This is a genomic window from Corallococcus praedator, from assembly GCF_003612125.1.
Classification (GTDB): domain Bacteria; phylum Myxococcota; class Myxococcia; order Myxococcales; family Myxococcaceae; genus Corallococcus; species Corallococcus praedator.
Map to the genome: position 1 here is coordinate 1 of NZ_RAWI01000528.1, position 5,422 is coordinate 5,422.

Below are 5,422 nucleotides of genomic sequence, written 5' to 3' on the forward strand. Positions count from 1 at the left end.
TTGGTGAGGGGCGTGGGGTTTTCGAAGGGGTGGGCGCTGTTGGCGTTGAAGAAGCCACCGCCGTTGGTGCCCAGCATCTTGATGGCTTCCTGCGAGGCCACGGGCCCGAAGGCGAGCGTCTGCTTCGCGCCCTCCACGGTGGTGACGTCGTGGTACGGCGCGAGGTTCTGGAGCACGCCCTGCGAGACGAAGCACAGGGCCGCGACGAAGCTCAGGGGCAGGAGCACGTAGAGCGTGCCGCGCACCAGGTCGACCCAGAAGTTGCCCAGCGTCTTGCGGCCTTCCGGACCGGGACGACGGGTGAGGCCGCGAACCAGCGCCAGCGCGACACCGAGGCCCGAGGCGGCGGAGACGAAGTTCTGCCACGTCAGGCCCGCCATCTGGGTGGCGTAGCTCAGGGTGGATTCACCGGCGTAGGACTGCCAGTTGGTGTTGGCGACGAAGCTCGCGGCGGTGTTGAAGGCGAGCGCCGGACCGACGGCCGGCAGGCCCCGCGGGTTGAGCGGGAGCAGGTGCTGGAGCCGCTGGAGCGCGTAGAGGATGACGACGCCCAGGAGGCTGAAGGCGAGCAGGGCGGCGGTGTACTGGCCCCACGTCTGCTCGTGTTCGCGGCGCACGCCGCACAGGCGCAACAGGGCGCGCTCAATGGGACCGAGCAGGCGGGGGAGGGGTTGGGTGTCGGCCTCGAAGACGCGGAAGAGGTAAGCGCCGACGGGCTTTGTCAGCGCGAGGACGAGGACGAAGAACAGCAGGGTCTGGAGCCAGCCGGTGAGCGTCATCAGAAGCGCTCCGGCCGGAGCAGGGCGTAGACGAGGTAGAGGGACAGCAGGACGGCGAGCGCGGTCCCGGCGGCGTATTCGAAGGTCATGGCGATCTCGCCGCACAGCTTGTGCATCCGCCGTACCGAAGAGGGCCACCGTCAGGCCCAGGCATCCCAGGGGGTTGCGGGAGGGGCGCTGACGCCCGGGTTGCAACGTGCACGAACCGGCCCTGGCGTCCCCTGCGAGGTGAAAGGTCGCGACAGTGGACGGGCGGACAGGGGGCCTTCCGCGTGCTGCGTGACGAGGTTCGCGGCGGAATCGAGTCCGAGGTCTCCGCGCTCAAGCTCGCGACGGAGGTCTGGACCTACGCCATCACGCACCCTCTCCTGCGACATGGATCCGTGCAGTCTTGATGAACGGTTCCCCAGTCAGCGATCTTCAGCCGACGTGAGCAAGGTAGCCCGAAGCGGTGAGGACCGAATGAACGCTCCCGACTGGAACCCGTTCCGCGACCTCGCACGGCGCATCCTCCGCGAGGGAGTTCCACTGACGCTGAGTGACGACGTGCGCGCCCTCGTGCTGCGCACCGCTGCGGAAGTATCCATCACCAATGCGGAGGCGGCCTTGAGCACCAGCTCCGAGGCGCTGGCCTTGCTGCGCGAGACCGAGCGGCGCATCGCGGAGGGGTCGAACCGCCTGACAGATGCACTGGACCTGATGTGGAGGTTCCAGCGACAGGGTGACTTCGACAGCGCACGCCAGCAAATGCGCGAGGTGCTCGCTGTCGAAGTCGTCCCCTACTACCGCGAGCTTGCGTTGGAACAGCTCTCCAGCATGACCGACGAGCCGTGACGGCCCTGCTGTCATTGCAACGGGGGCAGGTCCGACGCCAGTTTCCCCGCCGTGTTGGCGCAGCTTTACCGCGCCGATTTTTGGCCGTCGCTCCCCTGGTACAGGCCACCGCGCCGAGTTGTTGGTGCTCCGCCCCGGATAGCAGCACTCGGGCACGTACCGAGTCCCCGCGTCGTCAGCGCGTGCTGGCATCCCCTAGACTGGGCCACCCCTGCCCCGTAGCTCCTTGCCTTGGTGGAAAGGCTGTGGTCATGCGTTCCCGCGCCTGCATCGGACTCCTACTTTTTCTCTCCGCCTGCGCTACGTCGACACCGACGCCCAGCGCGCGGGGAACTCGGAGCCAGAGAATTGCCAATCTCCAGCGAGCGGCAGCGCTGCCCTGGACAGACGGCGGGCAGTGCGTTGTCCGTGAAGCTTCCCAGCCTTGGCCCGCCCTGGTGGAGAGGTGTTATCAGGCCCTCGACCATGATCGGATCGAGTTCCACGACACTGCGGGAAGATGCGCGGTCGCCTCCGCTGGCGCGGGTGCCATGGGCGTCGGGCTCTGCGTTCTGGTGGCTCCTGAGATCGTTCTGGGAGCCGTCATCGTCCTTGGCGTGGTGGTTGTCGCCGTCGCCATCAAGGAAGAGCTGAATGCATATGAGCTACGCCACTCCTACCCCGAGGAAACAGGGGCCTCACGAGGAACGAAGGTGTCATCCCGGGAAGCTGAAGCGCAACGCAAGCCCAAGTCGGAGCCGGAGCCCACAGGGCAGGACTGGCAGCCCCCGGCGCCACCTGGGCCCCTGGACCGGACGCGCCGCGCCAGTTGCGAGCCCGTTCCCGTGCCTCACGCGGGCGGAGATGACCCGCATAATGCGTGCGCCGACGAGTTCCCGCCCAACCGTTATCCTGGAATGGACGTGCTCGTTGGCGGTGTACGCTTCGATGCGCTGCAAGTCGGCGTGCGCGTGCTGTGGGAGATCAAGACCCACCGGTTTGACACATACAATGAATTCGTTCGGGAGCAGGAGATTGCGACTGAATACAAGCAGATAACAACGGAGCGTGATTCTGCGGCGGCATGCGGGTATGGCTTCGTCATTGGGGTGAGCACCCAAGCGCACAAAGACGCGCTGCTGCGACGGAACCGGACCCTCAACGTCGTTGTCACGGGATGCAAACGATGACCCATCAAAGCCCCCTCATTCTCAACGCCTATGCGCCTGCGCTTGTGCGAGACGACAACCGCACAATTGCTGCCGTCCATGCCTTGGAACGAGCGTTGTCCGGCTTGCGTCTGGAGTGGAGAGTTACCGAGAGGCGAAAGCTTGCCGCGTTGCCACAGCGCGATGCGTGGTTGGCTGAGGCGACCACGCGCGGCGAGTTCCCGATGATATGTAACGGCGATGAGCGTTACCCCGTGATGATTTCCGGGCAGCACGAATCCGCGTATGTGAGCCCAGGCGGGCAGCCACAACTCCAAGTTCATGCGAAGTTGCCGCTAGACGCAGCCGTCATCTCAGCAGCGGCGGAGATGCTGGCAGGCTTGGCGGAGGGCACGCGAGCGTTCTGGGGGCATGCGACGCCAGACGACGCTGCGGTGGACATCGCGTATCAGACAGCACCCACGCAGCAAGGGCCGCCGTCCCCTCGCCGGGGGTTGCCCTCCCTGAAGCTCTTCGAGCATATCCGCGCGCCCGAGATTCCCTATTACCTTGGGTGGCTCAACTACTGGTCGGCTGCCGCCGCGCAGGCCATCGGGTTCCCGGACTCGACCCGCGACGCCGAGCTGCTTTCACGGGCGCGGCGCACGGCATCGGGCGGCTGGGTCGTGCAGCTCACCGATGCGCCGCTCGACCTGGACGACCCCGCCCACCTGGATGCACTCAAGCGCGCCTACGAACGCTTTCCGGAGATCGGCGGACGCGCTGAGCCTTGACCTCGATCAAGGGGCCGGGGCCGCTGCTCAGGCGCCACGTCCGCTCAAGGCTCGCTGGACACGGTTCCGTCACAGTCCGAGCCGGTGCACTTGCCGGAGCAGACGACCTGACCGGGATACGAGGTCAGGATGGCGCACTCGGTGCCTCCGCTGCAGGAGACGAGCTCCGTGCAGAGCGTCGCTTCGTTCACGCAGCGCGCCTGGGTCTTCCCCTCCAGCTTGATGGCGATGCAGCCCAGGCCCTGCGGACACTGGGGCAGGTCCACGCCGCACTCCTGCGCGAGGTCCAGTGACTGCCCATCCCGCAGGGTCAGCCTCCCCTGCTTGCCGGCCGCGTCATCCGAACCACAGGCCGCGAGGGTCATGACCGTCAGGCAACATCCCAGCATTCGCATCCAGCGCATCGAGGCTCCTTCAGCCGAAGAGTGACCGCGTACGGCGCGGAGCAAGGAGCGCACCAGCGGGTTCTTCTCAGGGATTCCGCAGCCTTGCCGCGTGGAGAAGTCAGCGTTCCCCCCAGAAATCTGATGGGGCCACGAATCCCTGGAGGCGCGCCTGCTCCGGCACGAACCCCTCCCCATGCGCCGGCCCTGGACGGCCTATGCTCCCACGCCATGTCCGGTGACTACAGCGTGAGGGCCGTCCAATCCCGCTCGGAACTCGAACAGGTGCTGGCCCTGCAACGCAGGAACCTGAAGCAGGTCCTGGCCCCGGAGGAGATGCGCTCCCAGGGCTTCGTCACCGTGGCGCATGACCTCCCCACGCTGGAGGCCATGCATGCGCTGGCGCCGAGCATCATCGCCCTGCACGGCTCCGAGGTCGTCGCCTATGCCCTGGTCATGCCGCGCGAGTGCCGGGCGCTCGTCCCCGTCCTGGAGCCGATGTTCGCGCTCATCGAACGGCTCGACTTCCAGGGGCAGCCCCTGAAGGACCAGCGCTTCTATGTGATGGGGCAGATCTGCATCGACAAGGCCCACCGGGGGATGGGCCTGTTCGATTCGCTCTACCACCAACACCGCGAACAGCTCCGGGACCGGTTCGACTGCGTCATCACCGAGGTCTCCGTGCACAACACCCGCTCCCTGCGTGCGCATGAGCGGGTCGGCTTCCAGACCGTCCACACCTACCCGGACGTCACCGACACCTGGGCCGTGGTGCTCTGGGACTGGGCGGAGCCCACGGGACGGGTCGCCATCCACTTGCGGTGAAGGCCCGACAGCTTGAGGGCCAGCTCCGGGCCGCTCACGCTCTTCGGGATGTAGCCGTCCGCGCCCGCCGTCCGCATCAGCTCGCGCAGCTTCGACTCGTCCATGGACGAGTACAGGATGAACAACGTCTCCGGACCCGCGAACTGGCGCACCACGCCCAGGATGCGGTCGCCACTGAGCGCCGGGATGTTCACGTCCAGCAGCACGATGTCCGGCTGGTGCACCCGGATGAGGTTCGCCACGCCCAGCGCCGCGCGCGTCGTCGTGACCTCGAAGCCGTAGCGGGTGATGGAGCGCTCCACCAGTTCGAGGACGAGCGGATCGTCGTCCACCACCAGTGCCTTCAGCTTGCCGTCCGCCATGCTCGTCTCCTGCCTTCCAACGCTCTGCCGAGGGGGGAATGCCTGAAACACGCCTCTTCCAGGCACTATGTGAATGTACACAGTAACTGTATTCACTGCAATTACCCGAGACTCGGGGTTTACGGGGACTGACACAGCGAGTGACGAAGATGGGCACGATTTGCTGACCGTCCAGGGGGTGGGAGGTCATCCTGCATCGGTCAACTCGGGGGGTTGCTCCGCCTCCCGGGAGACGGTCCGTGCGCCGAGGTGAGGGCGGGTGACCCTGGAGATGGCTAAAGAGCCATGTTGCGCATGGACCCCTCTTCTCCCCAGCCC

9 protein-coding genes are annotated in these 5,422 nt (G+C 66.4%); 5 read left to right on the plus strand and 4 right to left on the minus strand.

All coding sequences use genetic code 11. The features are described 5' to 3' along the window. A partial coding sequence (locus D7Y13_RS37930) for a potassium-transporting ATPase subunit KdpA (RefSeq protein WP_147452593.1) occupies window positions 1-779 on the minus strand: 779 nt, incomplete at its 3' end. Further along, window positions 779-895, minus strand: a complete 117-nt coding sequence (gene kdpF / locus D7Y13_RS37935) for a K(+)-transporting ATPase subunit F (protein WP_199732985.1) — start codon at window positions 893-895, stop codon at window positions 779-781. The genes kdpF and D7Y13_RS37930, both read right to left, overlap by 1 nt. Window positions 896-1,051: 156 nt before the next feature. Between kdpF and D7Y13_RS48855 the strand changes: the two genes are divergently transcribed. The 4 genes from D7Y13_RS48855 to D7Y13_RS37950 all read left to right on the plus strand — a co-directional run bounded on the left by D7Y13_RS48855 (window position 1,052) and on the right by D7Y13_RS37950 (window position 3,534). Further along, window positions 1,052-1,174 carry a hypothetical protein gene (locus D7Y13_RS48855; protein WP_255424521.1) on the plus strand — a complete coding sequence of 41 codons (123 nt, stop codon included), beginning with the start codon at window positions 1,052-1,054 and terminating at the stop codon, window positions 1,172-1,174. A gap of 67 nt (window positions 1,175-1,241) precedes the next feature. Beyond that, entirely contained in the window at window positions 1,242-1,613 is a 372-nt protein-coding gene (locus D7Y13_RS37940; RefSeq protein ID WP_120538041.1) for a DUSAM domain-containing protein, read from the plus strand. Between the two features lie 530 nt (window positions 1,614-2,143). After that, the gene (locus tag D7Y13_RS37945; RefSeq protein WP_341870462.1) at window positions 2,144-2,782 is read left to right on the plus strand and encodes a DUF6310 domain-containing protein; all 639 of its coding nucleotides are present in this window, start codon (window positions 2,144-2,146) and stop codon (window positions 2,780-2,782) included. Next, a complete protein-coding gene (locus D7Y13_RS37950) occupies window positions 2,779-3,534 on the plus strand; it encodes a DUF5953 family protein (protein WP_120538042.1) in 756 nt (251 codons plus the stop codon). Before D7Y13_RS37945 ends, D7Y13_RS37950 begins: the two co-directional genes overlap by 4 nt. Window positions 3,535-3,578: 44 nt before the next feature. Here the strand turns inward: D7Y13_RS37950 and D7Y13_RS37955 are convergent, their stop codons facing one another. Then, a complete protein-coding gene (locus D7Y13_RS37955) occupies window positions 3,579-3,938 on the minus strand; it encodes a hypothetical protein (RefSeq protein WP_120538043.1) in 360 nt (119 codons plus the stop codon). 210 nt (window positions 3,939-4,148) lie between these two features. Between D7Y13_RS37955 and D7Y13_RS37960 the strand changes: the two genes are divergently transcribed. Next, complete coding sequence (locus tag D7Y13_RS37960; RefSeq protein ID WP_120586000.1) at window positions 4,149-4,742, plus strand: GNAT family N-acetyltransferase; 594 nt, start codon at window positions 4,149-4,151, stop codon at window positions 4,740-4,742. Here the strand turns inward: D7Y13_RS37960 and D7Y13_RS37965 are convergent. Next, window positions 4,658-5,104 (minus strand): response regulator, encoded by a 447-nt coding sequence (locus D7Y13_RS37965; protein WP_120538045.1) that lies wholly within the window; start codon window positions 5,102-5,104, stop codon window positions 4,658-4,660. The two genes, D7Y13_RS37960 and D7Y13_RS37965, sit on opposite strands and share 85 nt — an antisense overlap. Window positions 5,105-5,422 lie beyond the last annotated feature (318 nt).